The organism is Coprococcus sp. RTP21204st1_G4_RTP21204_210225 (assembly GCF_040915385.1).
Classification (GTDB): domain Bacteria; phylum Bacillota; class Clostridia; order Lachnospirales; family Lachnospiraceae; genus Allocoprococcus; species Allocoprococcus comes.
On the sequence record NZ_JBCPDP010000025.1, the window covers coordinates 1 to 26,558 of the forward strand.

A 26,558-nucleotide genomic window follows, 5' to 3' on the forward strand; every position below is an offset into this window, starting at 1 on the left:
CTTACTCTTTCTGAACATGAAAATACCCCCATATAGGACTTTTATATTTCATTGTCCTATATGAGGGTAGCATATCACATTGAAGTGGTGTCTTTTATTAATAAGCAGTCAATCCTAAGACTAACTGCTTTTGCAAAATAAAGGTAATCACTATTTTGTTTGTTTCTTTAGAATAATATAGCTTGCAATCACAACTACAAAGAATACTAACACGAAAACTAAAGTATGAAATATTCCTATCGGATAAGGTGCAATCCACCCTTCTAGTTTGAAAACCAATCCTGAAATATATCCTGTAATCATAGAAATAGGCATAAAAGCAACTCCGATTATATTAAGCCAATTTACATAAAAGGGGGATTTTTCTTCCGATAGTATTCTCGCTATAAAATATCCAACAATCCCTATAGCTTGAATAATCATTGAACCCCAAACTGCTTCCATTGTTTGTTCTGCATACCAATTACCAAATGCACAAAACAGCCCAATAGCAACAAAAGCTGTTGATGATATATAAAGTACCTTACTCGTAAGCTCTTTATTTTTTTGTTCTTTGTCTGCTACTGGTTCAATTCCCTTTAGGATATAGTCAGTTGTTACTCCAAAAAAATCACTCATTATAATTATTTTTTCTAAGTCAGGCGTACTTTGTTCACTTTCCCATTTGGAAACAGCCTGCCTTGAAACTCCAACTTTATCCGCAAGTTCCTCTTGTGATATTCCTTTTGATTTCCTTAAATATTGTATTCTGTCTGCCATATTCATTAGCTAACACTCCTTTCTTTCATGGTGTAATTTTAGCAATATTATCAGTTGCATAGCCACCATTTAGATATGGAAATATGTCAACTGGCAGTTGCAATGATGTTTTTTGACAAATCAGCAGAATATTCTTGCTTATAACGTAATTTAAACATATCCATATTATAACAGTTCCATATATCCGCCACAACAAAAATCAGCACACCCCCCCTTGACATTTTTCTGTCTTGAAAAATACACACTTTTTCTTTCTTCCTCTTGATTACCAACCACAGAAAAGAAAAAGCCCTGTCAAGAGCCTTGCCACCATTGGTGGTGCTTTGCACTCTTTACTGGGCTTTTTGTTTGCTGTATCTTTCATTCAAGAGGAAAATTAAAGACCTCTGTTCCATTTCTCTTTCAGATAATCTTCATAGTCCGTTTCATCAAAATCTAACTGTGGCGAAGTGTCGGGAATGTTATTTCTGCTGTCTATGTCCGCAAGTTGACGGAATATCCAGTCATCATAAGGGTCATGGTATTTATACTCTTTGGGCTGTTCTCTGTATCGGTCTAACCCTCGCATTTCCTTATGTACTTTCATCATGCGTTCTATTTTTTGACGTTGTATCAACTGCTTGATTTCCATAAGTTCTTCTAACTCCGTAACCTCATTGGTAATGTAGTTATGGATATACTGTATGAGTTTGGTTTCCATGTAAAATCTGCATTCTTTTTCATCATTGAAAAATTCATTTTCAGACAGATAATCTAAGGAAACATTGAAGTCCTGTTCCCGTTTGATAATATCCATGATATATGGTTCGGTGTGGTCAATATACTTCCATTCTCCTGATAATAATTCATTGGGCGTTACACCCAGCACGTCCATTATCTTTTCTAATGTATCAAAGGTAGGATAATTCACACCCCGTTCAATCTTGGAAAGGCTCTGCATATTGATACCGATTTTATCCGCAAGTTCCTGTTGTTTCATTCCTCTGTGTTTTCTTATGGTCTGTATATTCTCTCCTAAGAAACTGATTTTCTTTTCATAATGTTCCATAACTTAGTATAACCGCTCCTTTCGTTGCTTTTCTCGGTGTTTATAAGCATATCATACTTAATATTTATCAAAAAGTCAATCAAAACTTCTTGACAAGTAATTCTAATGGCGTTATTATCGTATTAGATAGGGTGATTAAGCACGCTAGGGTCAATCACACGCTTGAGTAAGCATAGAAAAGATGTATTTTCATTTTGATAGCATGAATAAGCATGGACTATCAGACCGAAAATAAGGTTTCTGACTGGGGCTGTTCCGTTTAGCCACGAGTCTTACAAGGCTCGTGAGCGTTAAGAACGGATCAGACACAGGAAGAAAGGGAACGCCTTTAGGCGTTCATAAAGGGCGTATATGTAACACCGCCCTGCGTATACATGTCATAGTACCTAGAAACTGTGATAAATAAAGGAAAAAACACGATTTTTACCCCGCAAAAAAACGGGGAGTACGAAAGGAGAAATGCACTATAACTACACACAAAAATTTATCCGTTAAGATTGATTACATCAGTATTGTATTTGAAACGGCAACCGCTGAAGATGTAATCATGCACATTTTAGATTTACCGACTGACATTTTCAATGTTTATCCAGCAACGATAAAATTCAAGACTTATCAGGCACGCTGGCAGATTGGAGATATTTATGTATCGGGGGACGCAAGAAAGACAGAGGACAACCCACAGGGGCTAGGCTGTTATCTTGTTATGACTGGCAGAGGTTGTGATGATATTTTCCGTATTCTCGACAGTAGGAATTATACCTTTGGGGATATGTTCCGACGCTGTGAGCGAAGATACGGACTGGATAATTTCCATTTCACAAGACTTGATATTGCCATTGATGATAAGAACGAAAAGCCATTCTTTACCATAGAGCAGATAAAGAAGAAATGCGAAAAAGAGGAATTTATCTCGAATAGTGAGGGCTACCACTTTGACGAAAGCAAGTTTGATGATTTCGACACCGCAAAGACCGTTTATATCGGTGCTGGTAAATCGGGATTGTCCTACCGCTTTTATGATAAAGATAAGGAAGTCTGTTCAAAACATAATAAGACACTTGATGAAGTTGGCAGTTGGAAACGGACAGAAATGCAACTGCGTGATGATAAGGCTCATGCCTTTGCCATGACATTCAAGGACAGACCGCTGGAACTTGGGGAACTGGCTTTCGGGCTATTGGCAAACAACCTACGCTTTGTCGTGCCAAACAAAAATGAAAGTAATAAGAGCAGATGGAAAACGTGTCGGTTTTGGGAACGCTTTTTAGGGGCTGTGGAAGTCTTGAAACTGCAAGTACCGAAACTACATAATTCTCTTGAAGAAACACAGCAATGGCTCACAGAGGGTGGCGTGATTTCCGCTGTCAAAAGTTTTTACTTCTTAGAAGAACATGACGCATTAGGTGGACTGGAAAAAGTGGGAACTATGCTTGATAAGGCAAGATACAGCAGTTCCCTTTCCAGTAAATTAACCGCCCACTTACAGAGGATAGACCGCACCGACCTTATCCCCTATATCCAGTATGACACAAAACAAGGGAAAGGGGGTATCTGATGAATAACAACGATATTCCTGTATGGGAAAAGTACACCCTTACCATTGAAGAAGCGTCAAAATATTTCCGTATCGGAGAAAACAAGTTAAGACGATTGGCAGAGGAAAACAAGGACGCTGGCTGGCTCATTATGAATGGCAACCGCATACAGATTAAACGCCGACAGTTTGAAAAGGTCATTGACAAATTGGACGCAATCTAATGCAAATGAGCCTTGTATGTGTTATGATGAATACAAGTCATATCAAGGCTCTTTCCAACAAGGAAAGGAGCAGACACCATGAAAGAAAAAAGACGGGATAGCAAAGGACGTATCCTGCATACTGGAGAGAGCCAACGAACAGACGGAAAATACTTATATAAATATGTGGACGCATTTGGAAACACAAAATATGTGTATGCTTGGAGATTAACACCCACAGACCCGACACCAAAGGGAAAACGGGAAAAACCCTCACTTCGTGAACTGGAACAGCAGATAAGACGGGATATTGAGGACGGTATCGACAGCACAGGCAAAAAAATGACGCTTTGCCAACTCTACGCCAAACAGAACGCACAGAGGGCAAACGTGAAGAAAAGCACACAGAAACAACGGGAACAACTCATGCGGTTATTGAAAGAGGACAAGTTAGGTGCTAGGAGCATTGATACGATAAAACCCTCTGACGCTAAGGAATGGGCATTACGCATGAAAGACAAAGGCTTTTCCTATAACACCATTAACAACCATAAACGCTCGTTAAAAGCGTCATTCTATATCGCCATACAAGACGATTGTGTAAGGAAAAACCCTTTTGATTTCAAGTTAAGTGAAGTCCTAGAAAATGATACCAAAGAGAAAGTCGCATTGACAGAGGAACAGGAACAAGCCTTGTTATCATTCATCAAGACGGACAATGTATATCACAAATATTATGATGATGTGCTGATACTGTTAAAGACAGGACTTCGTATCTCGGAACTATGCGGACTGACAGTAGCCGATATTGATTTCAAGAATGAAGTTGTGTTTATCGACCACCAGTTATTAAAAAGCAAGGAACAGGGTTATTATATTGAAACGCCTAAGACAAAAAGCGGAACAAGGCAAGTGCCATTAAGCAGAGAAACGATACAGGCATTTCAACGGGTTATGAAGAAACGCCCAAAGGCAGAACCATTTGCGATAGACGGACGGGGCAACTTTCTATTTGTCAATCATAAAGGCAATCCCAAAGTTGCGATTGATTACAATATGCTTTTTGTCCGTATGGTAAAGAAATACAACAAGCAACACAAGGACAATCCCTTGCCACATATCACACCGCATACACTACGCCACACGTTCTGCACAAGGCTGGCAAGCAAGAACATGAACCCGAAAGATTTACAGTATATCATGGGGCATTCAAATATCAGTATCACAATGAACTGGTATGCTCATGCGTCCATAGATACCGCAAAATCAGAGGTTCAGCGTCTAATCGCATAAGAAGTATTTACCACGATTTTAACCACGCTTGATAGCGAAAATATAAGAAGATAAACCTAGATATGTGAGGTTTACCACAAAAGCAAAATGCCCGTAGAGCCGATAAAATAAGGCTTTGCGGACATTTAAGAAGATATAAAAAGATAGTCAAAAGGATATATATAATTTATATCAACTATAAAGGATGTCGCTATTGATGAAAGAAAGTGAAGAACGAAGCAGTAATATTGATGAACAGAAAGCCAGAATCCGGCAAAGATACAAAGGTATTGATCCAGAAGAACTGGAAGTAATTCCGGCACTTCCACCAGAGGATATTTTTAAAACAGAAAAAAAACTACGAGTAGCTGTATATGCAAGGGTATCTACGGATGATCCACGCCAAACATCCTCATATGAATTACAGAAAAATCATTATCAGGATGTAGTAAATAAAAATCCGAATTGGATGCTTGTCGAAATATATGCCGACGAAGGCATTTCAGGCACTTCGCTTCAACATAGAGATGCATTCAAAAAAATGATTGAAGATTGTGAAGCCGGAAAAATTGATTTAATCATAACAAAAAGTGTATCCCGATTTGCAAGAAACGTTGTTGACTGTATCCGATATGTACGAGAGCTTTCTTCACTCCGTCCACCCGTCGGTGTATTTTTTGAAACAGAGCATTTAAATACTCTTGATCCCAAAAGCGAAATGATTCTGTCATTCATGTCAACACTTGCACAGGAAGAAAGTCATACCAAAAGTGAAATTATGAATTCTTCCATTGAAATGCGTTTTCGTCGGGGAATATTCCTTACACCTCCTCTGCTCGGATATGACCAAGACGAAAATGGAGATCTTGTAATCAATCCACATGAAGCTAAAATTGTGCAGCTTATTTTTTATATGTATCTGAATGGAAGCAGTACTCAACAAATTGCTGATTCTTTGACAGAACTCGGTTGTAAAACAAAAAAGAATAATGATGTCTGGTCATCCAGTACCATACTACAAATCCTTCAAAATGAACGCCATTGTGGGGATGTTCTGGCGAGAAAAACATGGACTCCTAATTATCTTGACCATAAATCAAGGAAAAACAATCAAGACCGTAATCAATACAGAAAAGTCGGACATCACGAAGCTATTATCTCCCGAGATGATTTCATAGCTGTTCAAAAATTAATTACAAATGCGAAATATGGAAATAAAGAGATTTTACCAGAATTACATGTGATACAAGAAGGCTCTCTAAGTGGATTTATAAGCATTAATCCAAGATGGTCTGGATTTAAAGCCAGAGACTACTTTGAAGCATCTCAAAGCGTCCTTAAACCGGCAAATATGAATGTACCTGATACAATTACTGCTTCCGCCGGTTCCTTCGATTTAAGAGACTATGAAGTTGCCAGAGGACAATTTTTCTCCTCTGTTGGTCGGATTTCTGTTTCTTTTTCATATAAACAGATCTCTTTTAACAAAGATGCTATACGGAAATTTCCAAACATAAAATTTGTCGAACTGCTAATACACCCAAGCTCAAAACTACTTGCTATCCGACCATGTTCCTCTGAAACAAAAAATAAAGTGCAGTGGTCACGTCTCAAAGATGGTCAACTTATTCCAAAACCAATTTCCGGCGCTGCATTTTTGCCAACATTATACGAGATATTTAAATGGGACAAAAAATGCAAATATAGAATATTAGGAGTTGCCCACCAAAAAGACAATGAAAATGTCCTTATTTTCAACATGGACGATACAGAAATACGAATACCGACAAGTACCAACGACGTATCCGCCCCCAATAACAACATGCCTGATACAATATCTGATTCTAAGAGTGTGTTAGCTTATCCTGCCGACTGGATGAATAGCTTCGGTAATAATTACTATACTCAGTCTCAAGCGCCAGAATTAACAGAATTTACAGCAGACAAAAACTGGCAGACTGCTTCAGAAAGTAAACCTTATAAAGAACCCGAGCTACAAACCACTCCCAAAGAAACCATTATACAAAATATAAAGAATATTATTACAGAAATTAAAGGAGACACCCAATGAGCGAGCAACCTATAAATCAATGGAATATGACTACAGAACCTTCTGATATGATGAAAATCAACACACCTATGCCAATAACAGTCGCACCCAGCCCCTCAAATCAAACGGAAGTCATTGACGATGATTCTTTCAGCTATGACGGTTATCAAGTTGTACGTGGCGAATTCTTCGCTCATATTTACGAACCTTCGTTTACGTTTAATAACTACAAGGTATCTGTAAATACCGCCTGCATAAAAAAACTACCCGATGTCGAATATGTGCAAATATTAGTCAATCCCATTGAAAAAAAACTGGCTGTCCGTCCCTGTCGAGAAGAAGAAAAAGACTCTTTTCGTTGGTGTTCCTCTGGAAAAAAACGTTCGCCAAAACAAATCACCTGTCGAATTTTCTTTGCTAAAGTGATATCTCTCATGGACTGGAATCCTAATTATCGGTACAAGATTCTCGGCAAACTAATTCGTTCTGGCAATGAAATACTGTTCATTTTCGATTTAACTTCACCTGAAATATTTCCTCGTACACTAAAAGACAATGGAACTGTAACCACTGCTAGGACACCTTCTTATCCTGAAGAATGGAAGAATCAGTTCGGTATTCCAGTGGAAGAACATCAAAAATCAATGCAAGTCAATATATTTGAAGGCTACGCAGTATTTGACATACAAGAAAAGAAGAAGGCAACTGATAAATCCATAGAAAAAGCAAAAGAACCATCAACAGCAGAAAGTGAGGAAAAATCCTATGAACAACAAACACTCTTCCCATCCACTAATATGTATTGACTTTAAAAAGAATCGTATACGAATCCACCGCAATACACTCCGTCAAATTGGTAACCCAGAATATATTCAACTTCTTGTTAATCCTGATCAAAAAATGATAGGTATAAAAGCTAGTTGTGCGGAGGATAAATTGGCACATAAAGTTAAGGATTATTTTGTCATCAATGGTAACAGTTATGAATTGTACAGCCGAGAATTACTATATTCACTTTCCCAACTTAACCTTTCTTGGGAGAAATTTAACATTTTTCGTTTAGAAGGCAATATTTACCCAGATAAAAAAATAGCTCTATTTTCCATGGATAACATCATCACAAAACTGCCACAAACAGAATTCAAATCAGAAATAATGGGAGATGAGTATGCGCAATTATAGTATATATACATTAAAAACAAAACTAGAATTCACCAATTTGTATCAATATCTCAGTGAAAAAGATTATAAACAACTTGAACAACAGATATTATGTTATTCCTATCACACCCCCATCTGCACATGGAATGGTATTGTCATTAATGGTATAGAAGCATATGAATTATTTCGTAAACACAGTATTCCTTTCCGAATAAAAAGACTACATTTTTCCAGTAAAGAAGATGTAATTTCATGGATATGTACTGACCAACTTAAACGAGAGGATTTAACCAATATCAATAAAAAATACCTGATTGGGAAAAAATATGATGCTGAAAAAATTTTAGTTTCAAGACAACTTTCATCTACAAATAAATCTCATATTTCCGGTGCAAGCATCGCAGCAAAAAAAATATCCGAAGAATGTAATGTAGCAATGGCTACCGTTTACAAATATTCTGCTTACAGTAGTGCACTAGATATAATTGATGAAAAAGTTCCGGATCTTGTCAAACGAGTTCGTTCTGGTCAGCTCTGGATTTCCCAAGCTAATATTATTGAGCTTTCAGGATTATCAAAAGAGCAGCTTTTAAGTCTAAATAACTACCTTCTTGCCGAAAAGATAGAACATCTCAGTTATCATGATATGAAAAGGGAATTACTGTGGAATAATTACGCCAAACCGATGTTAAAGAAAGAATCTTCCGTTTCTATTCCTTCAATACGCAACCTGCCACAATTTGATCCAGATGCGGAAATTGCAAGTCTTACGTTGACGATTCCCTCGTGGAACAGTTCTATCGAAAGAGTATTAAAAGTTTCAGATTTTAAAATTGCATCTGATACAGCAAAATACAAGCTTAAATATCAGCTTATGTGCCTAATATCAACCACAAATAATATTTTAAAAAAATTGGAGGAAATATAATTATGGATGGAAATACCGAAGATTTACAAAAGTTTGTTCCCCAAGTGCATTTTGAGCAAATACCTATTAAAAATTTATGTTCAAATCAAGATTACCAACGTAATCTTTCCATCAAACACGTTCAGCGTGCTGCAGCTAATTTTGACCTTTATCAGATAAACCCTGTAAAAGTAAGTAGACGTGATGGGATAAATTATGTGTTCAACGGACAACACACTATAGAGATTGTTGCTCTCGTCTCTGGATCAAGAGAAACTCCTGTCTGGTGTATGGTTTATGATGATCTTGTTTACACCCAAGAAGCAGATATTTTTGCAAATCAGATGAAATATGTCAAATCATTATTACCTTATGAAATATTCATGGCTAATATTGAAGCTGGTAATGATAGAGAACTTATTATTCGTGACCTTGTTGAATCATATGATCTCACTATTACTTCTTCCTCTCGCCCCGGAGGTATATGTGCTGTATCCACTTTAATTAATATCTATGAAAAATATGGTTTTCACACTCTTGATCGTGTTTTACGTCTTTGTGTTGCCACATGGGAAGGTGCGCCTATGTCCTTTAGTTCCAATATGCTTAATGCTATTGCCCGTCTGGATAATGCTTATGGAGAAACAATGAAAGATGACACATTTAAAGAAAAAGTTGGGCGTGTCTCTGTCAGAGAAATCAGTCGTACTGCCAGAGAACGTCGTGCCGGTTCATTAGGATTCGCAGAAGCTCTTTTACTAGAATACAATAAAAAATCCAAGTATTCACTTCCTTTTGAGAAATTATACACTCATAAAACACCCAAAAAAAGAGAACAATCAACTGAAGATGAATCCGGTCAAAGTTCCACTCCAGAAGGTCAGTTAGATTTATTTTCTACGGATCAGGAGAATACTCAGGCTCTGCCAAACGAATAGCGCAGAGCCTTCAGCCTTTATTCTATCCATACTTTCAAAAGAACACCCTGCTTTAAGGCTCTCTTTCATGCAGTCACTATTTTATCTTATTCCAAATTCATCATCCGCTCCATCCGCCACCTTGTATATGAATACCCATTCCAAATATTTGCTTTTACCGGATACTCTTTCCTGTAAACAAATACAGTGTGATATTTAACAAAATGTATTCTACACCAATTATGTATATCTTTCATATATATGTTATTTATACCATTCATCCACTGTTCTAAAGCCCATATGTCTTTATCTGACACTAACTCCATTATGAACAGTACATTATAATATTGAATGACACCTACTCTCTTCCTTTCCTCTATTAACCTTTTACACAATAACCTATACTTAATGTTCATATCGTTCCTATGCCCCTCCCTCTAATCTATATTTTCCATCCTTATATACGTTATATATATAATTATTATATAGTACATATAAACGCCTGTAACATATCCAGTGCTTCTTCTCCTCTGACTTCACCGACAATAATCCTCTCTGGTCGCATCCGGAGCGCTGTCCTGATCAGATCACGGATATTGATTTCGCCTGTTCCTTCTACATTTGCATTCCGTGCTTCAAGCCGCACCAGATTGGGAATCCCTGTGATCTGCAGTTCCGCGCTGTCCTCAATGGTAATAATACGTTCTTCTTTCGGAATAAAATCCGACAATACATTCAGAAAGGTTGTCTTTCCTGATCCTGTCCCTCCGCTGATAAAAATGTTATACTTTGCCTTCACGGCCTGGATCAGCATTGCCGCCGCTTCTTTTCCGATAGAGCCTGTGTCGATCATCGTCTCCATCGTAATCCTGCTTTTCGGAAACTTTCTGATCGTAACAATCGGTCCATTAAGCGCAACCGGCGGCAGCACCACATTTACTCTGGATCCATCCTCCAGTCTCGCATCTACGATCGGTGTTGCCTCATTGACAACCCTGTTACAGCCTGCTACCATCTGCTGAACCACATCTTCAAGCTTTCCCTTTGAAAGAAACTTTTTATCGGTTTCATAAATCCTTCCGTTACGTTCGATGAAAATCGGCTGCGTTCCATTGATCATAATTTCCGTAATCTCTTCATCCTCGATCAGCTCCTGCAAGATATCCAGCTTCCTGAACGCGTTAAAAAGCTCTCTCCCGAGAATTGCCTTTTCTCCAAGCGGAATGAACTCTTCTTTCGATTTTTCTTCCAGTATCCTGTGGATCAGTTCCAGCAGCTCTTCATCGCTTGCTTCCTTCGACAGATCCATCTGCGCCAGAATCTCTTCATGAAGTTGTTCTGCCCTCCGCATAGAAGAACCTCTTTTCTGTACTTTCTTTTAATAACTCAACTGTTTCTTTTACTGTCTGACGCATATTTTTCCCCATATTGATATACATGGTACGCGACTCCAGCTCCTGATACCGCAGTACCTTCAACATATGCTGGTACTGCGCAATTTTTGCCATCGCATATACATCCTCCGCACACGGCATGATAATCTGGTCACACAGCCTTAACAGCTGAAACACATCCTCCATCCCATTTCCGATATCCAGAATGATCACGCTGTATACACTTTGGCTGATCAATCTTTCAAATAGAGTTTTCCATTCCTCTGTATGCACAGCACGAAGATCTGTCCATACTTTCATTGGCGGGATATAGTCCAGATCACCCATTCTTTTTACCATGGATGCAATCCGTATCCCGATATCATCTCTTTCCTGTTTTGCATAGTAAAGAACATTTGCCAGATCAGGAGCATCCTGATCCCGGAAATATCCTCCCATGCCTGCATAGGTTTCCAGATTCAGATACAGCACGTCCTCTGACTGTGCCAGTGCTTTCCCAAGTTTCAGTGAAAACGTTGTCTTTCCAATTCTGTGAACCGGTGAATATACTCCAAGGATTCTTCCATTTCCGTTATCCGCACACGATCCCGGAAACTTCTCCTCCTGAAGTCCTTTTAAAATCCCGGTCATCAGTCTGTCAACCGGCTGATATTTCCGAAGCTCCGTTTCCTCCTCTCCCAGATCCACACAATGCTGTCTCGTCAGAATAATTCTCTTCCCGGTAAAAATCTGCTTTCTTTTTTCATATGGAACATCCTCACTGATCAACAATACCTTTATCAGACCAATCTTCAGTAACTCCTGTACCATTTCCGGCGACGAACAGATTCGCACTCCTGCTGTCACCTCTTTTTTCAAAAGCAGCGCCTCCGCAAGTCTTCTGACATACTCTTCTTCTGGATCACAAATTAAAATTTCTCTGTCGATTCTTTGCTCTGCTCCTTTCCGGCATGTCCGCCCTTTTTCTTTCAAACTTTGAATCAAATGCCGAATGGCATATGACGGAACACGTTTGCATTCCTTTTTTGACACAGTATTTATCAGAATATAAATACTGCTGAAACTGATTTTTTGATTTTCTAACTTATTGCTTTGCCTCTCTTGTAAGACGTATTATATGCGCCACTTTTCCCTTTGTCCATAGCTTTAAACCAGAAAAAAACGTTTTGCGCAACACCTACATAAACTGATAAAACATAATCCCATAAAGCATGGCAACTCCCGGAATTCCAAGACATCCGGACACAAAAAATGACAGGACATTTAGTCCGACAGAAACAGGAATGTTTCTATAGTCCATCCATTGATTGACCAGGAAAATACTGCCCATTCCTGTCAAAGCCCTGACAATAAAGTTTATCTGCCATGATCCTCTTCTTTTCATGCTCCGCCACCTCCTGCTCTATCTTATGAACTTTTTCACACAGATATGTTTTTTACCTCTGAAAAGAATTTCCTATGAAAAAAAGAGCGCCACTGTCTGCACTTCGCAGTCCAATGGCACTTCCACATATCTTTTATAATTCAATTTCCACTTTTCGCCCGGTCCGGTGATACTGATGATATCGCACCCCGGCACAGTCAAACATCATTTTAGATGCTTTTACAGAAGTTGTATCTGCATACTTGTCTGAATCATAGATTACTTCTTTGATTCCACTCTGAATGATCGCTTTTGCGCATTCATTGCACGGAAAAAGCGATACATAAAGTTTGGCTCCTTCAAGACTTCCTCCACTGTAATTCAAGATTGCATTCAGTTCACTGTGTACGGTGTACACATACTTTGTCTTCAGCGGATCCTCACCTTCCCGTTCCCACGGAAATTCATCATCCGAACAGCCTCGTGGCAGACCGTTGTATCCCATTGACAGAATTTTGTTATCTGCACTTACGATACAGCATCCCACCTGGGTATTCGGATCTTTTGACCGTCTTCCCGAGAGAATGGCAACTCCCATAAAATATTCATCCCAGGAAATATAATCCTGTCTTTTTCCACTCATAATCGGTTCCTCTATTTTGTTCCGAAAATACGGTCTCCGGCATCTCCGAGCCCCGGAACAATATATCCATGTTCATTTAACTTTTCATCCAATGCTCCAATATACACTTCAACATCCGGATGAGCTTCCTGAAGCTTCTTTACTCCTTCCGGTGCTGCAATAATACACATAAAACGGATATTTTTTACGCCTCTGTTCTTCAGCATCTGGATCGCTGCGATACAGGATCCTCCCGTAGCAAGCATCGGATCTACTACAAATACTTCTCTTTCTTCACAGTCAGCCGGAAGTTTGCAGTAGTATTCTACCGGTTCAAGAGTTTCCGGATCACGGAACAAACCGATATGACCTACTTTTGCAGCCGGAATCATCGCAAGCATACCTTCTACCATTCCAAGTCCTGCTCTCAGGATCGGAACAACAGCAAGCTTCTTTCCTGCAAGCTCTTTTGCTGTCATCTTGCAGATCGGTGTCTGGATCTCGACATCCTGTAATTTCAGATCTCTGGTTGCCTCATAGCACATCAGCATTGCAATCTCACCGATCATCATTCTGAAATCCTTTGAACCTGTTTCCTCTCTTCTGATAATCCCGATTTTGTGCTGGATCAGCGGATGATCCATTACGTGTACATTTGACATTTGTTTTTTGCCTCCTCGTTTAACTTATTGGCAAGTTTTTTGACATACCCCTGGATCAGCTCATACATCTGCTCATACTGTTCCTGTGTCTGACCATATACAGACGGAATCTCTTTGCTTCCATTTACAAATTCACATAGTGTATAAACCTGTCCTTTTCCCGGATAATCATTCTGTATCTTTTGTTTGATACTTTCCTGCATTGCCAGAACAAGCGTATCTTCCCCAAATTCCTCTTCTGATAATGCAACAGTCTCATATCCTTCTGTCTCAATATGATGTCTCGCCAGAAGTTCTTCTGCTCTCGGATTCAGTGGCTCCGGGAAGAGAACCACAAGTCCTCTCGCACACACCTCATATTCCTGGAAAAGCGGCTGCTTTTTCAGAATTGCTGCTGCGATCGGAGCACGACAGTTCGCGCTGTTGCTCACAAATACAATCCTGCGGTAATCCTGAAGCTTCGTGATCTCAGATGCCTGCAGTACATGATGTCCTGCTGCTTTGCCCAGTCGGTTCATGATCGCAGTTCCGATACCTGCCTCCGGAAATGCTTCACTGTAAATGTAATCAACTTCCTCTTCATCAAATTCACGTAGGACTTTATAAAGGTTTCTCGCAACCGTCTTTTCATTCACACGGGAACCTATGCATTTTACTACACCGGTCGTATACTGATCAACCGATTCATTAGACGCAATGATCCCCACCTTATATCCAAGTCTTACCTGCTCGTAAGCAATCTGCTTGATCGCCCGAACAGCCTCTTCAGGCTCTCCGTCAACAATGATCATCTCTGCCTTCGGCGCGTAGTGACGGTACTTCATTCCCGGTGCTTTCGGTGCTTTTGTGCTGTTCTCTGAAATCAAAGTTTCATCCACAGCCACCTCACCGATCACTTCACTTAACATCTCTTTTGTGATCGCTCCCGGTCTCAGGATCATCGGTGGAGTCACCGTCATATCCAGAATCGTAGACTCTACTCCGATATCTACACTTCCTCCATCCAGGATCATCTCGATCTTGCCACTTAAATCCTCTGCCACATGCTGCGCTGTCGTCGGGCTCGGTCTTCCGGATGTGTTGGCACTTGGTGCTGATACATATCCGCCTCCTGCAAGGATCAGCTCACGGGCAATCTCATCATCCGGCATACGCACAGCGACCGTTTCCAGACCACCGGTTGTTCCCAGCGGAACTTTTTCGTTCTTATTAAAAATCATCGTAAGTGGCCCTGGCCAGAAATGTGCCGCGATCTCATCTACAATAAGTGGTACAGATTCAACGATCGCACCCAGATCCTCCAGTCTCGCAATATGGACGATAAGCGGGTTGTCTGACGGGCGTCCTTTTGCTGCATAGGTCTTTTTCGCTGCCTCCTCATCAAGCGCATTTGCCCCCAGTCCGTAGACTGTCTCTGTCGGAAATGCCACCAGACCGCCGTTCTTCAGGATTGAACCGGCTTCTTCCATAATCACCTGATCTATTTGGTTTCTGTCTATTTTTTTTATTATTGTTTCCATGTGTTTCATTATAGCATTATCCACATGGCATGGCAATTTTAATTTCCATACTCGTTCAGGTATTCCAGACATTTTGCGATTCCTTTTGCAACAGCTTCTGCAACCTGCTCCTGATATTCTTCTCCCGACAATTTTTCTGCCTCTTCCGGATTAGTCAGAAAGCCGCATTCCACGATCACCGTAGGCACTTTTGTCCGCCTCAGAAGATAATAGGTCTCATTTGCTTTTGCCTGCCTGTGATTTTCCGGATCAATCTCCTGCAAACTTTCCTGCAGGATCTTCGCAACAGCCTCTCCTTCCCGGGAATGGCTGTAATAAAACACCTGCGCTCCATGAATTTCCGGGTCTTCATAGCTGTTCTGATGGATACTCACTGTAAGGACAGGTTTCGTCTCGTTGATCATCTTCACTCTTGCCTGCATATCTTCTGTCTTTTTACTTCCGCCTCCTGTTGTTCCAAGCCCTTTATCCTCTTTTCTTGTAAGCTCTGCTGTTATCTTTTCCTTTTCCAGACATTTTTTCACTTTCTTAGTAATTGCCAGATTGATATCCTTTTCCAGAAGGTTATTCAGCCCGATTTTCCCCGGATCACTTCCCCCGTGTCCGGCATCCAGGATTACCTGAGCCTGCTTTGCCTCCACATGATCCGCCTCGGTATACCTGCTTAATGTATAGCTGCCATAAATACATCCCGTCAGTAAAATAAGAGCCAGAATCCACTTTATTTTGCTCTTGAAAATAGTTTTCCCCCTTTTTACCATTTCACTGATTTTTTTATTCAAAAAAAGAGCCTCCTGCATATATTTTTACAAATATATGCGTGGAAAGCTCTTTTCTATACCTTTCTCATTATGTAATCAGTTTACATATTTCTGAATCAGATCCCAGATATCGGAAGTCTCAAATCCAAGTTTCCATGCCGCCGTTCCTGCCAGATTATTGTCTTTCATAAGTCCGAGTTTGACTTCAAGTGAAGAAGCATCCTCCAGCCAGATCCTGTAGGTTGAATCGTTATCTCCCTGCCACTCTGCATAGTTCTGCTTCGCCGTATCATCCCATGTCACAGTTGCTCCGGCTTCGCTTACCCGCTGTGCCGCTTCTTCCATGCCAAGTGCTTCGCTGGTAACTTTCATTGAATAGCTTTCAGCCTCGGTTCCCTGATCTTCCGCACGCTCTTCGTCCGTCTTCGGTGTCTCATTCCACAGCCTTGTATAGAATGGCACTGCATTGATCACCTTATCTGCCGGTACATCCCGCAGGGTTTCTTCAACTCCCTCTTTTACATAATTGTAAGATGCCACAGAACCTGCTTCATAGGAACCGGCAAAATGTTCATCATATCCCATAATGATCACATAATCTGCCATAACCCCCTGTTCTTCTCTGTGATAATGTGTGTTATAACCCTTCGGCACATAATTATCTACAGAAAGGACCAGATTGTTCACCCGGCACAGCACAGAAAGCTCCCGGATAAACTGAATGTAATGATCTCCGACATCCGTCGGTATCTGTTCAAAATCCACGTTAATTCCGTCAATTCCATTCTGAAGTGCTGCATTTACCAGCTGATTCTCCAGATTCTCCCTGCTTGAAGTATGACTGAGCAGCTCCATATCGTCTACATTCTGGTCGAAATTATCAACCAGCGCCCATACTTCCAGTCCGCACTGATGTGCATAATCCACATAGTCTGTACTTGCAATGGAACTGATATTTCCGGAATTATCCGTTACACTGAACCATGTAGGGGAAATCGTATTGAGTCCTTTTGTAGCTGCAAGCGCATCTTCAATCCCTTCGTTGGCAGCTTCACTTGTGACCTGATGCCATACCAGATTGATCTTGTAATCTTTCTTGATTCCTGTATAATCCGGTTCCTCAAATTCTCTTGAGATTGTCTCTTTCTTGGCATCCTTCAGCTTTGACTTCTGAATATACCCGACAACTCCGGACTTTGTACAGACTTTTTTCCAGTCACTTACATCTTCAAGAACCGTAAGCTTATCTCCCTTTTTCACTTCTTCGAGCACCGGACTTTTTACACCTCCCAGAATCCTTACCTGGGAATCATCCTTAACCTTTGCTGTCTGACGCTCTCCAAACTTACTGGTGATCACGACTCTTGCCGGATCTTTATAAACTTCGTAGTCAAAATTTGCATATTTCTGCAGGAAATCCAGTGCAATATATGCTGTATCTCCTTCTGTCTTTACAATTGTATAATCCTCACTGTTCACAGTATCTGAAACAGAATAATCCTTACTGTCTGACGCTGCCTTTACCATATCTCTCGGCAGTGTATACAAAAGTATATGCTCATTGGAATCCCAGTAAAAACGATCGCTGATATAATCCTGTACAAAGTTATAAGACAGATATGCAGTTCCGCCTTCTGTAATTGCCTGAGCATCCAGTACCTCGTTGTTGATCGTTACACCCATCTGCGACTTTGCCGTAATTCCAAAATATTTATTCAAATCATAGGTTTCTTTTGTCGGCCCATACTTTATCCAGTATATTGTTCCACCGGCAAGCCCAATGACAACTATAAAGATCACCAGCAATGCAATACACACGTTTCTGACACGGCGACGTCTTTTTCTTGCTCTTCTCCGTCTCTGATAACCTACGCCCGGATCCTCGTATCTTGCAGCAGCTTTTCTTGCTGCCGCAGCTTTGCGTCTGCGCTCTCTTTCCCTTTGCTCATTGGTCATTCTTCTTTCGTCCACATGACACCTCCTGTTTGCAGCATATTTTCACAGCTTAACTAAGCTTGTAATATGCGCATACTTTAGGTTATTATACCACATATATCTGCCATTTGTACACATCTGAGAACTATTTCCATTCTCCACAGGTCATGTCCTGGCGAGGGGCTCTGCTTTTTTCATTCCACCTGTGAATGGTCTGTTCCTATACTGTTAAAATCCAGTTCCCGGATCATTCCCTGTTCATCCAGAATATAATCCCGCATATAATTACTTTCTTCTCTTACCATATGCGCTGACACGATCTGAAGCGGACTTGCCGGAAAGCCATTCATCTGCATCCGGACACCGCTACGCTCATAATTTGTCAGTTCCGTAAATAAATCCTGATACTTTTTCTCTTGCTCGTCCATATTTCCCCCTTGAGTCAGACAGTTTTTACGGCAAAAAGCGACCATAAGGCAACACTTGTGATATATTACTTCTCCTGTGCTTTTTCCGATGACAAGAAAATGATCACTGTCCATACTTCGGTTCAATTGTTAGGTTCTGTTGATAAATCGTCTGATATGACCTGAATGTACTTGATTCTGTACGCTGTGTGCGAAATGCGTATGATAAATTCAAGATTTGTGCGATTGACTGGTCTGTCTTATTTTCCTGTAACGCCATTATAAGAAAGAGTTTATAAAAAAGCAAGCATTTTTTATTTTTTATTTTGTTTACATCGTTCCGTTTTTTGTTTATACTATTAGTAATTGTTCAGATAGATTTTTGATTGAATAGGAAGTGATACTTTATGAAGATAGAAAAGATAAATGATAATCAGATCCGCTGCACACTTACCCGTGATGATCTCGCCCAGAGACAGTTAAAGCTCAGCGAGCTTGCTTACGGCTCCGAGAAGGCAAAATCTTTATTCCGCGAGATGATGCAGCAGGCCGCTTCTGAATTTGGATTTGAAAGCGACAATCTGCCACTGATGATCGAAGCAATCCCGACCGCCGGTGATTCTATTGTTCTGAATATAACCAAAGTTGATGATCCGGATGAACTGGATACCCGTTTTTCCAGATTCACACCTACTCCTGCGGACGAAGCTGCTGATAAGCACAAATCCGTGCTGGAACATCTGAAAAAGCTTGACGGAGCCGAAGATTTTCTCGACATTCTCCGCCAGATGAAAGAAGCTGTATCCCAGCTCCCGGAGAACCCGGAAGCACTTGCCGATACTCCGGTCCAGGAACAGGCTCCTGCTTCAGAAGCCAAAGAAGCAGCTCCTGCTGAACCTTCTGTTCCACCGGTCCGGCTTTTCTCTTTCTCAAGACTTGACAGTGTGATTCATGCCAGTCATTTTTTAGCTGAGATGTATGATGGTCCGAACACACTTTACAAGGATGAAGCAGAGAACATGTACATCCTGACACTTGCACAGGGAGAGCATCCGTCTTCTGATTTTAACCGTATCTGTAATATGCTCTCCGAGTATGGTTCACCGGAACAGGGTGGTGGTATATCACTTGCATTTCTGGAAGAACACTGTGATATGATCCTTGCCAAAAACGCAATACAGACTCTGACTTCATTTAAATAACAGACAAATCCACAATTTTTAACTTGGCGAAAAAAGACGGGGACGGCAGATTAATGATCTGTCGTCCCCGTTAAATTATATCTTTTATTTATTCACGGTCTATGCTTCAGCTGCTAAGAGTGCGTTGATCTTTGCGATAAGAAGATCTGCATCAATTCCATGAACCATTGCTGCTTCTTCAAGAGACTCACCCTGTGAAGCCGGGCATCCAAGACAATGCATTCCAACTTCCATAAGAACCGGTGCTGTCTGTGGAGCTACCTGAAGCAATTCGCCAATTGTCATTGTTTTTGTTACTTCGACTGCCATCTTTCTTCCTCCTTTACTTTTCGTATCCCTTATTATAATACCATTTATCCCAAAAAACAACCTTAATATCCGACTGTATTGCTCGGATATTAAGGTTGTTTTGCTTTTGTAAAATATTTCCCCCGTTTTCCACAAAAAATGTATGTTTTTATGTGGACAATGTGGATAACCCACGGATATTCAGCATTTTCGTATTTTTCAAATGCCTGCTTTCACTTGTGTTTCCAGGCTTTTACACAATTCTTCTTACTGAAAGAATTGTCGTATAAGTCGCCGGTGAAATCCCGATTCCCTGTTCCGGGTTCTGTGCATTGACGATCTGACCGTTCCCAATATAAATTCCGATGTGGCCATCATAACAGATCAGATCTCCCGGCATCGCCTGATCATAGCTTACCTCCACGCCGGCATTGATCTGGTCATACGTTGTCCGTGGAAGACTGATTCCAAAATGTGCAAATACAGACTGTACAAATCCGGAACAGTCTGCCCCATCTGTCAGACTTGTGCCGCCCCAGACATACGGATTTCCAATAAACTGGCATGCATAATCGACGATCACCTGTCCATTTGACGCCGGCTGTGCGGAAACCTCGGTAGTCTCCGTCTGCTGTACATTCCCCTGGACTTCCTGCGTCATCTGCGCTTCTTCGGATTTTCTGGACACTGCATAGGTAAATGCTTCTGCTTCTTCTTTTCCTTCCTGCTGCGCTTCCGTTACCAGATTCTCCGCATACGTCTGCGCCTCTGCTCCTGTCAGTATATATTCTGTTTTTACATATCCGGTGACATCTCCCGACTCGACTGCCGTCCATTCTCCCACAGGACCTGTGATCTTCGCCGCGTATCCCGGATACAGCTTTCCGACATATTCACTTTCCTTTGTCGGTTCGCTTCTGACATACAGAAAACTCGTTACATTGGCAAATGCCATATCTAAATACTCGCCCTTATTTTCCGGTACCAGATAATCCTCAGCTTTAATCTCCCTGTTCTGAGAATAAAAATCCTTCAACACCGCTTCTATCCCAACGCCCGGCATTTTTGCAGCTTCTGCGGTGTCCCCATCTGCTGCCATAACCGAAATTCCCGGAGATACTGTCATCCCCAGAAAAGTAACCAGGAACAATCCTTTTTTTAGATTTGAATGCATAAATCTCCCTCCTTCATGTATTCTTATCTTTTGCAAATGTTACAGAATTGTTACATTTGTTACGGTGATATTATATCAATCAAATTTCACATTGTCAAGTTTTACTCATTTATTTCGTATTACACAGTTCTACACCGTTCTTTATATGCATTGTTTTTTCGTCATATTTATTACAAATTGTTACATCTCGCTTAACAGTATTTCCATTTTTTATTCTTTATATTCAATATACAATTTTTTAGAGAATTGCTAGAATGCAAAGCACGTAGCAATCTGATATCAAAGGGGTCAAAATACCTTTTGAACCCAACATCTTTTTTATTGACATTATAAGAATACTATTATAATATAATGTTAGTAATTATTATTATTATCTTTATGCAGGAGGTGACATCAATGGCAAATTTAAAATATAGCAGACAGCGTGAGGCTATTAAGGATTATCTTTCCTCTGTTACAACACATCCAACAGCGGATACTGTATATATGCATATCAAAGAAGAATTCCCGAATATCAGTCTCGGAACCGTTTACCGCAATTTAAATCTGCTTGCCGACATAGGCGAGGCGATTAAAATTACAACACCCGATGGCGGCGATCGTTTTGATGCACGTACCAATCCGCATTATCATTTCTATTGCAAGTGCTGCAAGCGAATGATTGATATGGATTTTGATCACATGGATAAGATCAACCAGCTCGCATCCGAAAGTTTCGACGGTCAGATTGAATCACACACCATGCTTTTCTACGGTATCTGCGGTGATTGTTTAAGAAAATCCTGACTATGTGGTATAAATTCAGAAATTTTGAAAAAACTTATCAATTATAGTTGACAAAGACAAATGTATATGTTATCTTAATATCAGTAACAGTTACTAATATTGCTAACTAAAAGAAATCAAATATACTATCAAAAAAGAAAAGGAGATTATTATTATGAAGAAATTTGTTTGTACAGTATGTGGTTATGTATACGAAGGCGAAGCAGCACCGGAGAAATGTCCAGTATGTGGCGTAGGTGCTGACAAGTTCACAGAAGTAAAAGAAGGCGAAAGAGAATGGGCTGCAGAGCATGTAGTTGGAGTAGCTAAAGGCGTAAGCGAAGACATCCTTGCCGACCTCAGAGCAAATTTTGAAGGTGAATGTTCAGAAGTAGGAATGTATCTTGCAATGGCAAGAGTAGCTCACAGAGAAGGCTATCCGGAAATCGGACTTTACTGGGAAAAAGCTGCTCACGAAGAAGCAGAACACGCTGCTAAATTCGCAGAACTTCTTGGCGAAGTTGTAACAGACAGCACAAAGAAGAACCTTGAAATGAGAGTAGAAGCAGAACACGGCGCAACAGCAGGTAAATTCGACCTTGCAAAACGTGCAAAAGCTGCAAACCTCGATGCAATCCATGACACAGTTCATGAAATGGCAAGAGACGAGGCAAGACACGGAAAAGCATTCGAAGGATTACTCAAACGCTACTTCGGTTAAGAATAAGCATCTCCGGCACGCAGTGCCTTTTGTTTCATAGGAAGTTTCTTCGGAATTTCCTATGAAATCAAGAAGATCTGGGAAGTGAGTTCCCGGATCTTCTTTTATTTCTGGTTCGCCGGCTCCACAGCCACCGTCTTCCCTTTAATTTTCACGTTCTTCATCGCGTTCAGTACCTCACGGGCATATTCCCTCGGCACCTCAACAAATGTATACTTATCATACATATCAATCGTTCCGATCAGCTTTCCATCCATTCCGCTTTCCCCGGCGATCGCACCAAGAATATCTCCCGGACGTACTCTCTGCTTCTTACCAATATTGATGAACAGACGTACCATTCCGTCCTCACCTGCACCGGTATCTCCAAATTCCCAGTCATTTTCCTCTGTATTTTTATTATCCTCTGTCATTCCACAGCAGATCTTCAAAAATGCTGCTGCCATATCCATCGCTGTAAATTCAGAATTATTGACACGTTCTTCGATTGCATTGATCATCATATCCAGATCTTCCTGCTCGATCACACGCTCCACATCATCCAGAATATTTTCCATCTTAGTATTCGCAACGTCATTCAGTGACGGAACTTTCTGTGCATAGATCTTCGTCTTGCAGTATCTCTGGATCTCTTTAAGTTTGTAAACTTCTTTTCCTGATACGAAAGAAAATGCTCTTCCTTCGCGTCCTGCGCGTCCGGTACGACCGATACGGTGTACATAATATTCATCATCCTGCGGGAGATCATAATTAAATACTGCTTCCACTTCATCTACATCAATTCCACGGGCCGCCACATCCGTCGCTACCAGTATCTCTGTCTTACCGGTCCGAAATCCCTGCATCACGCGGTCTCTCTGTTCCTGCTTCATATCCCCGTGAAGTCCTGCCGCAAAATATCCGCGTCCGAGAAGTGCATTTACCAGAAGATCTACCTGCTTCTTCGTATTACAGAATACAACCGAAAGCCTTGGTGAATAAATATCAAGAAGTCTGGAAAGAACTTCCTCTTTCTTCTTCGGCTTTACATCATAATAATACTGCTCAATATTCGGAACAGTCAGTTCCTTTTTTGTAACTTTGATCACTTTTGCGTTATTCTGGAATTTCTTCGTAATCTCCATGATCGGCTTCGGCATGGTTGCCGAAAAAAGCACAGTCTGGCGCTCCTCAGGGACACCACTTAATACAAATTCGATATCCTCACGGAATCCCATGTTCAGCATTTCATCTGCTTCATCAAGCACAACCGTGTGTACAAAATCCAGTTTCATTGTCTTTCTGCGCATGTGGTCCATCACACGCCCCGGAGTTCCGATGACGATCTGTGTTCCACTCTTTAAGGAACGGATCTGCTTTACGATATCCTGTCCTCCGTAAATCGGCAGAACCTTGATTCCATGCATATATCTGGACAGGTTGCGGATCTCGTCTGCCACCTGGATTGCAAGCTCTCTGGTCGGGCAGAGAACGATCGCCTGCAGCTTTTTCAGCTTCGGGTCTACCTTTTCCAGAATCGGGATTCCGAATGCTGCGGTCTTACCGGTTCCGGTCTGTGCCTGCCCGATCAGATCGATCCCGCTAATCATCGCCGGAATCGCCTTCGCCTGAATCGGTGAAGCCTCCTCAAATCCCATGTATCTTACTGCTTTCTGAATCTCTTCCGAAAGCCCCATTTCTTCAAATCTAACTGTTTCCATCCATTATCCTTTCTACTACAATACCAATTACAAATATGACCTTAAACTCCATCATATAAACTCTGCCGGGGCGCATTCTCACGCCTGCGGCGGTCGCTTGCGCCAACTTCCTTATCCGTCGCAATGCACAATAAAAAACTCCTTACTTGGTGACAATACAAGTAAAGAGCATCGTAACATTCGCGTTATATTCTAACAAATAATTTTTAAAAAGTCAATTTTCACTTGCATTTTATGCATAAACGGTATAATATACTCATATACTTAATATAGTATTGATTACTACATGTAATGGTTTTAATTATTCATCTCTAAGGAGGGATTTGTGATGAAAAAGAAACATATTAAAGATCCAGGAAGTGCAATCACACATTTTATCGGCATGCTGATGGCAATTTTCGCCGCATTTCCACTTTTAATAAAAGCAGCCCACGAACCGAGCCGGATTTACCTGATCTCACTTGCAATCTATGCAGTCAGCCTGATTTTTTTATACGCCGCAAGCACAACCTACCATACCTTTGATCTTTCCGAACGTGTCAACACGATCCTGAAAAAGATCGACCATATGATGATCTTTGTACTGATCGCCGGAAGCTACACACCAATCTGCCTGCTGGTACTGGAACGCCGGACCGGACTTATCATGCTCGCACTTGTATGGGGTATCGCAATCACCGGAATTATTATTAAGGGATTCTGGGTATTCTGCCCGAAATGGGTATCCTCCGTCCTCTACATTAGTATGGGATGGATCTGTGTCCTCGCATTCAGTCAGATCCTCAACAATCTGACACGTGCAGAATTCGGATGGCTTCTCGCCGGCGGAATCATTTACACAATCGGCGGTGTGATCTATGCACTGAAGCTTCCGATTTTCAACAGTAAGCATAAGAATTTCGGCAGCCACGAAATCTTCCACCTCTTCGTGATGGGCGGAAGTGCCTGCCACTTTGTTGTAATGTATTCTTTATTGTAAACCTTGCATCCTCGAAAAATCCAGAAATCTCACCCCACTAAAGCTGCGGAAGTAATTTTTTATTCCGCGCAAAATGCCAACAGGAGAAGCAAATCTGCTTCTCCTGTTTCATGCCCTACTGCCCCGTTTCTTTATAGCTCATCACCAGCCCAAGCTTCGCCCTCCGCGTCATATGCTTGATCGCATACTCCCGCCGCATCGCCTCTTCCTTTGTCTCAAACTGCTCCAGATACACCAGCTCCACCGGTCTCCTGGATCTGGTGTATTTTGCGCCTTTCCCGGCATTATGCGCTTCCAGACGCTTCTCAATATCATTCGTCCACCCGGTATATAATGTTTCATCCTTGCATTTTAAAATATATGTATAATTCATCGCTTCAAAGAGGGACCAAAAAGCCCCTCTTCCTTTCTTCTGCTCTTATTCTTCAGCCAGATAGTCCATCGGATTGACCGGCTGACCATCTTTTAACATCTCGAAATACAGATTGCAGCCTTCCAGACTGTAATACTTGGTCGGAATCTCCAGATATCCGATCACATTGCCCGCTTCCAGATAATCACCGACTTTCACCTGCACTTCCTTGAGCTGTCCATACATGCACTCGTAGCCATTCCCCATATCCAGTGTCACCGTGATTCCCGTCTGCGCAAAGTTATCAATGGATTTTACAAGACCCGGTGCTGCTGCGATCACGTTATCGTTCACCGCACCGGATATGATCATCGCCGGATTATATCTGTACTGATCCAATGTAGAAAAATATACGGTTTTATCCATACTGTAGCTCATCAGCACATTGCCGTCCACCGGCCACAGAAGCTGGCTGTCCTCCCCGAAATTCAGGTTCATTGCCGTTCCTGCGGTCTGCGTGCTGTCCGTCTCCCATGTATCCATCCGGTTCTCTGTACTTCCATCTGCTGCCGTATTTGCAGCCTGGCTGTCCTCTTTTGTCACAGGTTCTTCATCTTCCAGCGCTTTCTTTGCAATACTGCTTGTCTCTTCCGTATTTCTTTTGATTTCTTCCTCTTTCGCCTGCTGTTCTTCCTCGATCTTTGCCTGCTCATCCTTCACATTTGCCCGGTAATTTCTCCATGTATAGGCTCCTGTAAGCACAATAGCAGCGGCAAAGCAGACCGCAAGACCGATCGACGCTCTTTTTCTCCTCTTATTAGAGGACTGCTGCTTTTTATTCATATTCTATCACCTCTGA

Annotated in this window: 28 protein-coding genes and 1 pseudogene; 13 read left to right on the top strand and 16 right to left on the bottom strand. The window is 41.2% G+C overall.

What is annotated here, in order from left to right; all coding sequences use genetic code 11:
* Window positions 1–150: 150 nt before the first annotated feature.
* Entirely contained in the window at window positions 151–765 is a 615-nt protein-coding gene (locus AB5213_RS15480) for a helix-turn-helix domain-containing protein (RefSeq protein WP_008393242.1), read from the bottom strand.
* Between the two features lie 224 nt (window positions 766–989).
* On the opposite strand from AB5213_RS15480, the gene AB5213_RS15485 reads away from it, so the two are divergent.
* On the top strand, window positions 990–1,139 hold the full coding sequence (locus tag AB5213_RS15485; RefSeq protein ID WP_316377036.1) for a hypothetical protein: 150 nt from the start codon (window positions 990–992) through the stop codon (window positions 1,137–1,139).
* Here AB5213_RS15485 and AB5213_RS15490 read toward each other — a convergent pair.
* Window positions 1,136–1,807, bottom strand: coding sequence for a helix-turn-helix domain-containing protein (locus AB5213_RS15490; protein ID WP_008393244.1), 672 nt, complete (start codon window positions 1,805–1,807; stop codon window positions 1,136–1,138). The genes AB5213_RS15485 and AB5213_RS15490 overlap by 4 nt on opposite strands.
* 496 nt (window positions 1,808–2,303) lie before the next feature.
* On the opposite strand from AB5213_RS15490, the gene AB5213_RS15495 reads away from it, so the two are divergent.
* The 8 genes from AB5213_RS15495 to AB5213_RS15530 all read left to right on the top strand — a co-directional run bounded on the left by AB5213_RS15495 (window position 2,304) and on the right by AB5213_RS15530 (window position 9,875).
* A complete protein-coding gene (locus AB5213_RS15495) occupies window positions 2,304–3,365 on the top strand; it encodes a replication initiation factor domain-containing protein (protein WP_258865839.1) in 1,062 nt (353 codons plus the stop codon).
* On the top strand, window positions 3,365–3,568 hold the full coding sequence (locus AB5213_RS15500) for an excisionase (protein WP_002610247.1): 204 nt from the start codon (window positions 3,365–3,367) through the stop codon (window positions 3,566–3,568). The genes AB5213_RS15495 and AB5213_RS15500 overlap by 1 nt, the downstream gene beginning before the upstream one ends.
* A 78-nt stretch (window positions 3,569–3,646) precedes the next feature.
* A complete protein-coding gene (locus AB5213_RS15505) occupies window positions 3,647–4,840 on the top strand; it encodes a tyrosine-type recombinase/integrase (RefSeq protein ID WP_368276909.1) in 1,194 nt (397 codons plus the stop codon).
* A gap of 196 nt (window positions 4,841–5,036) precedes the next feature.
* Complete coding sequence (locus AB5213_RS15510) at window positions 5,037–6,890, top strand: recombinase family protein (protein WP_055171291.1); 1,854 nt, start codon at window positions 5,037–5,039, stop codon at window positions 6,888–6,890.
* A complete protein-coding gene (locus AB5213_RS15515) occupies window positions 6,887–7,675 on the top strand; it encodes a hypothetical protein (protein ID WP_055056532.1) in 789 nt (262 codons plus the stop codon). Before AB5213_RS15510 ends, AB5213_RS15515 begins: the two co-directional genes overlap by 4 nt.
* Complete coding sequence (locus tag AB5213_RS15520; protein WP_044999283.1) at window positions 7,635–8,051, top strand: hypothetical protein; 417 nt, start codon at window positions 7,635–7,637, stop codon at window positions 8,049–8,051. The genes AB5213_RS15515 and AB5213_RS15520 overlap by 41 nt, the downstream gene beginning before the upstream one ends.
* Window positions 8,038–8,958 carry a hypothetical protein gene (locus tag AB5213_RS15525; RefSeq protein WP_129794638.1) on the top strand — a complete coding sequence of 307 codons (921 nt, stop codon included), beginning with the start codon at window positions 8,038–8,040 and terminating at the stop codon, window positions 8,956–8,958. Before AB5213_RS15520 ends, AB5213_RS15525 begins: the two co-directional genes overlap by 14 nt.
* A 2-nt stretch (window positions 8,959–8,960) precedes the next feature.
* Window positions 8,961–9,875 carry a DUF6551 family protein gene (locus AB5213_RS15530; RefSeq protein ID WP_158440728.1) on the top strand — a complete coding sequence of 305 codons (915 nt, stop codon included), beginning with the start codon at window positions 8,961–8,963 and terminating at the stop codon, window positions 9,873–9,875.
* Window positions 9,876–10,353: 478 nt separating this feature from the next.
* On the opposite strand, the pseudogene AB5213_RS15535 reads toward AB5213_RS15530, so the two are convergent.
* The 9 genes and pseudogenes from AB5213_RS15535 to AB5213_RS15575 form a co-directional block, all read right to left on the bottom strand.
* A pseudogene (locus AB5213_RS15535) lies at window positions 10,354–11,205 on the bottom strand (CpaF family protein); the annotation flags it as partial.
* A complete protein-coding gene (locus AB5213_RS15540; protein ID WP_368276910.1) occupies window positions 11,180–12,232 on the bottom strand; it encodes a hypothetical protein in 1,053 nt (350 codons plus the stop codon). The pseudogene AB5213_RS15535 and the gene AB5213_RS15540, both read right to left, overlap by 26 nt.
* Before the next feature lie 193 nt (window positions 12,233–12,425).
* Entirely contained in the window at window positions 12,426–12,632 is a 207-nt protein-coding gene (locus AB5213_RS15545) for a pro-sigmaK processing inhibitor BofA family protein (protein ID WP_008375529.1), read from the bottom strand.
* Between the two features lie 133 nt (window positions 12,633–12,765).
* Window positions 12,766–13,254: a dCMP deaminase family protein gene (locus AB5213_RS15550; protein ID WP_008375533.1), complete on the bottom strand. Its 489-nt coding sequence runs from the start codon at window positions 13,252–13,254 to the stop codon at window positions 12,766–12,768.
* Window positions 13,255–13,265: 11 nt separating this feature from the next.
* A complete protein-coding gene (upp, locus tag AB5213_RS15555; protein ID WP_022220333.1) occupies window positions 13,266–13,895 on the bottom strand; it encodes a uracil phosphoribosyltransferase in 630 nt (209 codons plus the stop codon).
* The gene (locus AB5213_RS15560) at window positions 13,877–15,415 is read right to left on the bottom strand and encodes an L-threonylcarbamoyladenylate synthase (protein ID WP_055155799.1); all 1,539 of its coding nucleotides are present in this window, start codon (window positions 15,413–15,415) and stop codon (window positions 13,877–13,879) included. The genes upp and AB5213_RS15560 overlap by 19 nt, the downstream gene beginning before the upstream one ends.
* 38 nt (window positions 15,416–15,453) lie before the next feature.
* Window positions 15,454–16,197: an N-acetylmuramoyl-L-alanine amidase gene (locus AB5213_RS15565; protein ID WP_368276911.1), complete on the bottom strand. Its 744-nt coding sequence runs from the start codon at window positions 16,195–16,197 to the stop codon at window positions 15,454–15,456.
* A 75-nt stretch (window positions 16,198–16,272) separates the two neighbouring features.
* A complete protein-coding gene (locus tag AB5213_RS15570; protein WP_368276913.1) occupies window positions 16,273–18,147 on the bottom strand; it encodes a glycosyl hydrolase family 18 protein in 1,875 nt (624 codons plus the stop codon).
* 158 nt (window positions 18,148–18,305) lie between these two features.
* A complete protein-coding gene (locus tag AB5213_RS15575; RefSeq protein ID WP_117559053.1) occupies window positions 18,306–18,539 on the bottom strand; it encodes a hypothetical protein in 234 nt (77 codons plus the stop codon).
* A gap of 386 nt (window positions 18,540–18,925) precedes the next feature.
* Here AB5213_RS15575 and AB5213_RS15580 point away from each other — a divergent pair, with 386 nt between their 5' ends.
* Window positions 18,926–19,720, top strand: a complete 795-nt coding sequence (locus tag AB5213_RS15580; protein WP_008375545.1) for an adaptor protein MecA — start codon at window positions 18,926–18,928, stop codon at window positions 19,718–19,720.
* Window positions 19,721–19,819: 99 nt separating this feature from the next.
* Here the strand turns inward: AB5213_RS15580 and AB5213_RS15585 are convergent, their stop codons facing one another.
* Both AB5213_RS15585 and AB5213_RS15590 read right to left on the bottom strand, forming a co-directional pair.
* A complete protein-coding gene (locus AB5213_RS15585; protein WP_022220329.1) occupies window positions 19,820–20,029 on the bottom strand; it encodes a DUF1858 domain-containing protein in 210 nt (69 codons plus the stop codon).
* A 232-nt stretch (window positions 20,030–20,261) separates the two neighbouring features.
* Window positions 20,262–21,182, bottom strand: coding sequence for a C40 family peptidase (locus AB5213_RS15590; protein WP_022220328.1), 921 nt, complete (start codon window positions 21,180–21,182; stop codon window positions 20,262–20,264).
* A gap of 396 nt (window positions 21,183–21,578) precedes the next feature.
* On the opposite strand from AB5213_RS15590, the gene AB5213_RS15595 reads away from it, so the two are divergent.
* Together AB5213_RS15595 and AB5213_RS15600 are read left to right on the top strand one after the other, a co-directional pair.
* A complete protein-coding gene (locus AB5213_RS15595; RefSeq protein ID WP_008375549.1) occupies window positions 21,579–21,968 on the top strand; it encodes a transcriptional repressor in 390 nt (129 codons plus the stop codon).
* A gap of 154 nt (window positions 21,969–22,122) precedes the next feature.
* Window positions 22,123–22,668, top strand: coding sequence for an NADH peroxidase (locus AB5213_RS15600; protein WP_008375550.1), 546 nt, complete (start codon window positions 22,123–22,125; stop codon window positions 22,666–22,668).
* Between the two features lie 104 nt (window positions 22,669–22,772).
* Here the strand turns inward: AB5213_RS15600 and AB5213_RS15605 are convergent, their stop codons facing one another.
* Window positions 22,773–24,368, bottom strand: coding sequence for a DEAD/DEAH box helicase (locus AB5213_RS15605; protein ID WP_055262176.1), 1,596 nt, complete (start codon window positions 24,366–24,368; stop codon window positions 22,773–22,775).
* A 328-nt stretch (window positions 24,369–24,696) separates the two neighbouring features.
* On the opposite strand from AB5213_RS15605, the gene AB5213_RS15610 reads away from it, so the two are divergent.
* A complete protein-coding gene (locus tag AB5213_RS15610; protein ID WP_173685387.1) occupies window positions 24,697–25,347 on the top strand; it encodes a hemolysin III family protein in 651 nt (216 codons plus the stop codon).
* Window positions 25,348–25,462: 115 nt separating this feature from the next.
* Here AB5213_RS15610 and AB5213_RS15615 read toward each other — a convergent pair whose 3' ends face one another.
* Window positions 25,463–25,720 (bottom strand): GIY-YIG nuclease family protein, encoded by a 258-nt coding sequence (locus AB5213_RS15615; protein WP_055155688.1) that lies wholly within the window; start codon window positions 25,718–25,720, stop codon window positions 25,463–25,465.
* A 45-nt stretch (window positions 25,721–25,765) separates the two neighbouring features.
* Entirely contained in the window at window positions 25,766–26,542 is a 777-nt protein-coding gene (locus AB5213_RS15620; RefSeq protein ID WP_008375556.1) for a M23 family metallopeptidase, read from the bottom strand.
* Between the last annotated feature and the right edge of the window lie 16 nt (window positions 26,543–26,558).

Bases quoted from the DNA above. Each gene is read 5' to 3' on its own strand.
- AB5213_RS15480 (WP_008393242.1), bottom strand. From the start codon at position 765: ATGAATATGGCAGACAGAATACAATATTTAAGGAAATCAAAAGGAATA.
- AB5213_RS15490 (WP_008393244.1), bottom strand. From the start codon at position 1,807: ATGGAACATTATGAAAAGAAAATCAGTTTCTTAGGAGAGAATATACAG.
- AB5213_RS15500 (WP_002610247.1), top strand. From the start codon at position 3,365: ATGAATAACAACGATATTCCTGTATGGGAAAAGTACACCCTTACCATT.
- AB5213_RS15505 (WP_368276909.1), top strand. From the start codon at position 3,647: ATGAAAGAAAAAAGACGGGATAGCAAAGGACGTATCCTGCATACTGGA.
- AB5213_RS15510 (WP_055171291.1), top strand. From the start codon at position 5,037: ATGAAAGAAAGTGAAGAACGAAGCAGTAATATTGATGAACAGAAAGCC.
- AB5213_RS15515 (WP_055056532.1), top strand. From the start codon at position 6,887: ATGAGCGAGCAACCTATAAATCAATGGAATATGACTACAGAACCTTCT.
- AB5213_RS15520 (WP_044999283.1), top strand. From the start codon at position 7,635: ATGAACAACAAACACTCTTCCCATCCACTAATATGTATTGACTTTAAA.
- AB5213_RS15525 (WP_129794638.1), top strand. From the start codon at position 8,038: ATGCGCAATTATAGTATATATACATTAAAAACAAAACTAGAATTCACC.
- AB5213_RS15530 (WP_158440728.1), top strand. From the start codon at position 8,961: ATGGATGGAAATACCGAAGATTTACAAAAGTTTGTTCCCCAAGTGCAT.
- AB5213_RS15545 (WP_008375529.1), bottom strand. From the start codon at position 12,632: ATGAAAAGAAGAGGATCATGGCAGATAAACTTTATTGTCAGGGCTTTG.
- AB5213_RS15550 (WP_008375533.1), bottom strand. From the start codon at position 13,254: ATGAGTGGAAAAAGACAGGATTATATTTCCTGGGATGAATATTTTATG.
- upp (WP_022220333.1), bottom strand. From the start codon at position 13,895: ATGTCAAATGTACACGTAATGGATCATCCGCTGATCCAGCACAAAATC.
- AB5213_RS15560 (WP_055155799.1), bottom strand. From the start codon at position 15,415: ATGGAAACAATAATAAAAAAAATAGACAGAAACCAAATAGATCAGGTG.
- AB5213_RS15575 (WP_117559053.1), bottom strand. From the start codon at position 18,539: ATGGACGAGCAAGAGAAAAAGTATCAGGATTTATTTACGGAACTGACA.
- AB5213_RS15580 (WP_008375545.1), top strand. From the start codon at position 18,926: ATGAAGATAGAAAAGATAAATGATAATCAGATCCGCTGCACACTTACC.
- AB5213_RS15585 (WP_022220329.1), bottom strand. From the start codon at position 20,029: ATGGCAGTCGAAGTAACAAAAACAATGACAATTGGCGAATTGCTTCAG.
- AB5213_RS15590 (WP_022220328.1), bottom strand. From the start codon at position 21,182: ATGCATTCAAATCTAAAAAAAGGATTGTTCCTGGTTACTTTTCTGGGG.
- AB5213_RS15595 (WP_008375549.1), top strand. From the start codon at position 21,579: ATGGCAAATTTAAAATATAGCAGACAGCGTGAGGCTATTAAGGATTAT.
- AB5213_RS15600 (WP_008375550.1), top strand. From the start codon at position 22,123: ATGAAGAAATTTGTTTGTACAGTATGTGGTTATGTATACGAAGGCGAA.
- AB5213_RS15605 (WP_055262176.1), bottom strand. From the start codon at position 24,368: ATGGAAACAGTTAGATTTGAAGAAATGGGGCTTTCGGAAGAGATTCAG.
- AB5213_RS15610 (WP_173685387.1), top strand. From the start codon at position 24,697: ATGAAAAAGAAACATATTAAAGATCCAGGAAGTGCAATCACACATTTT.
- AB5213_RS15615 (WP_055155688.1), bottom strand. From the start codon at position 25,720: ATGAATTATACATATATTTTAAAATGCAAGGATGAAACATTATATACC.
- AB5213_RS15620 (WP_008375556.1), bottom strand. From the start codon at position 26,542: ATGAATAAAAAGCAGCAGTCCTCTAATAAGAGGAGAAAAAGAGCGTCG.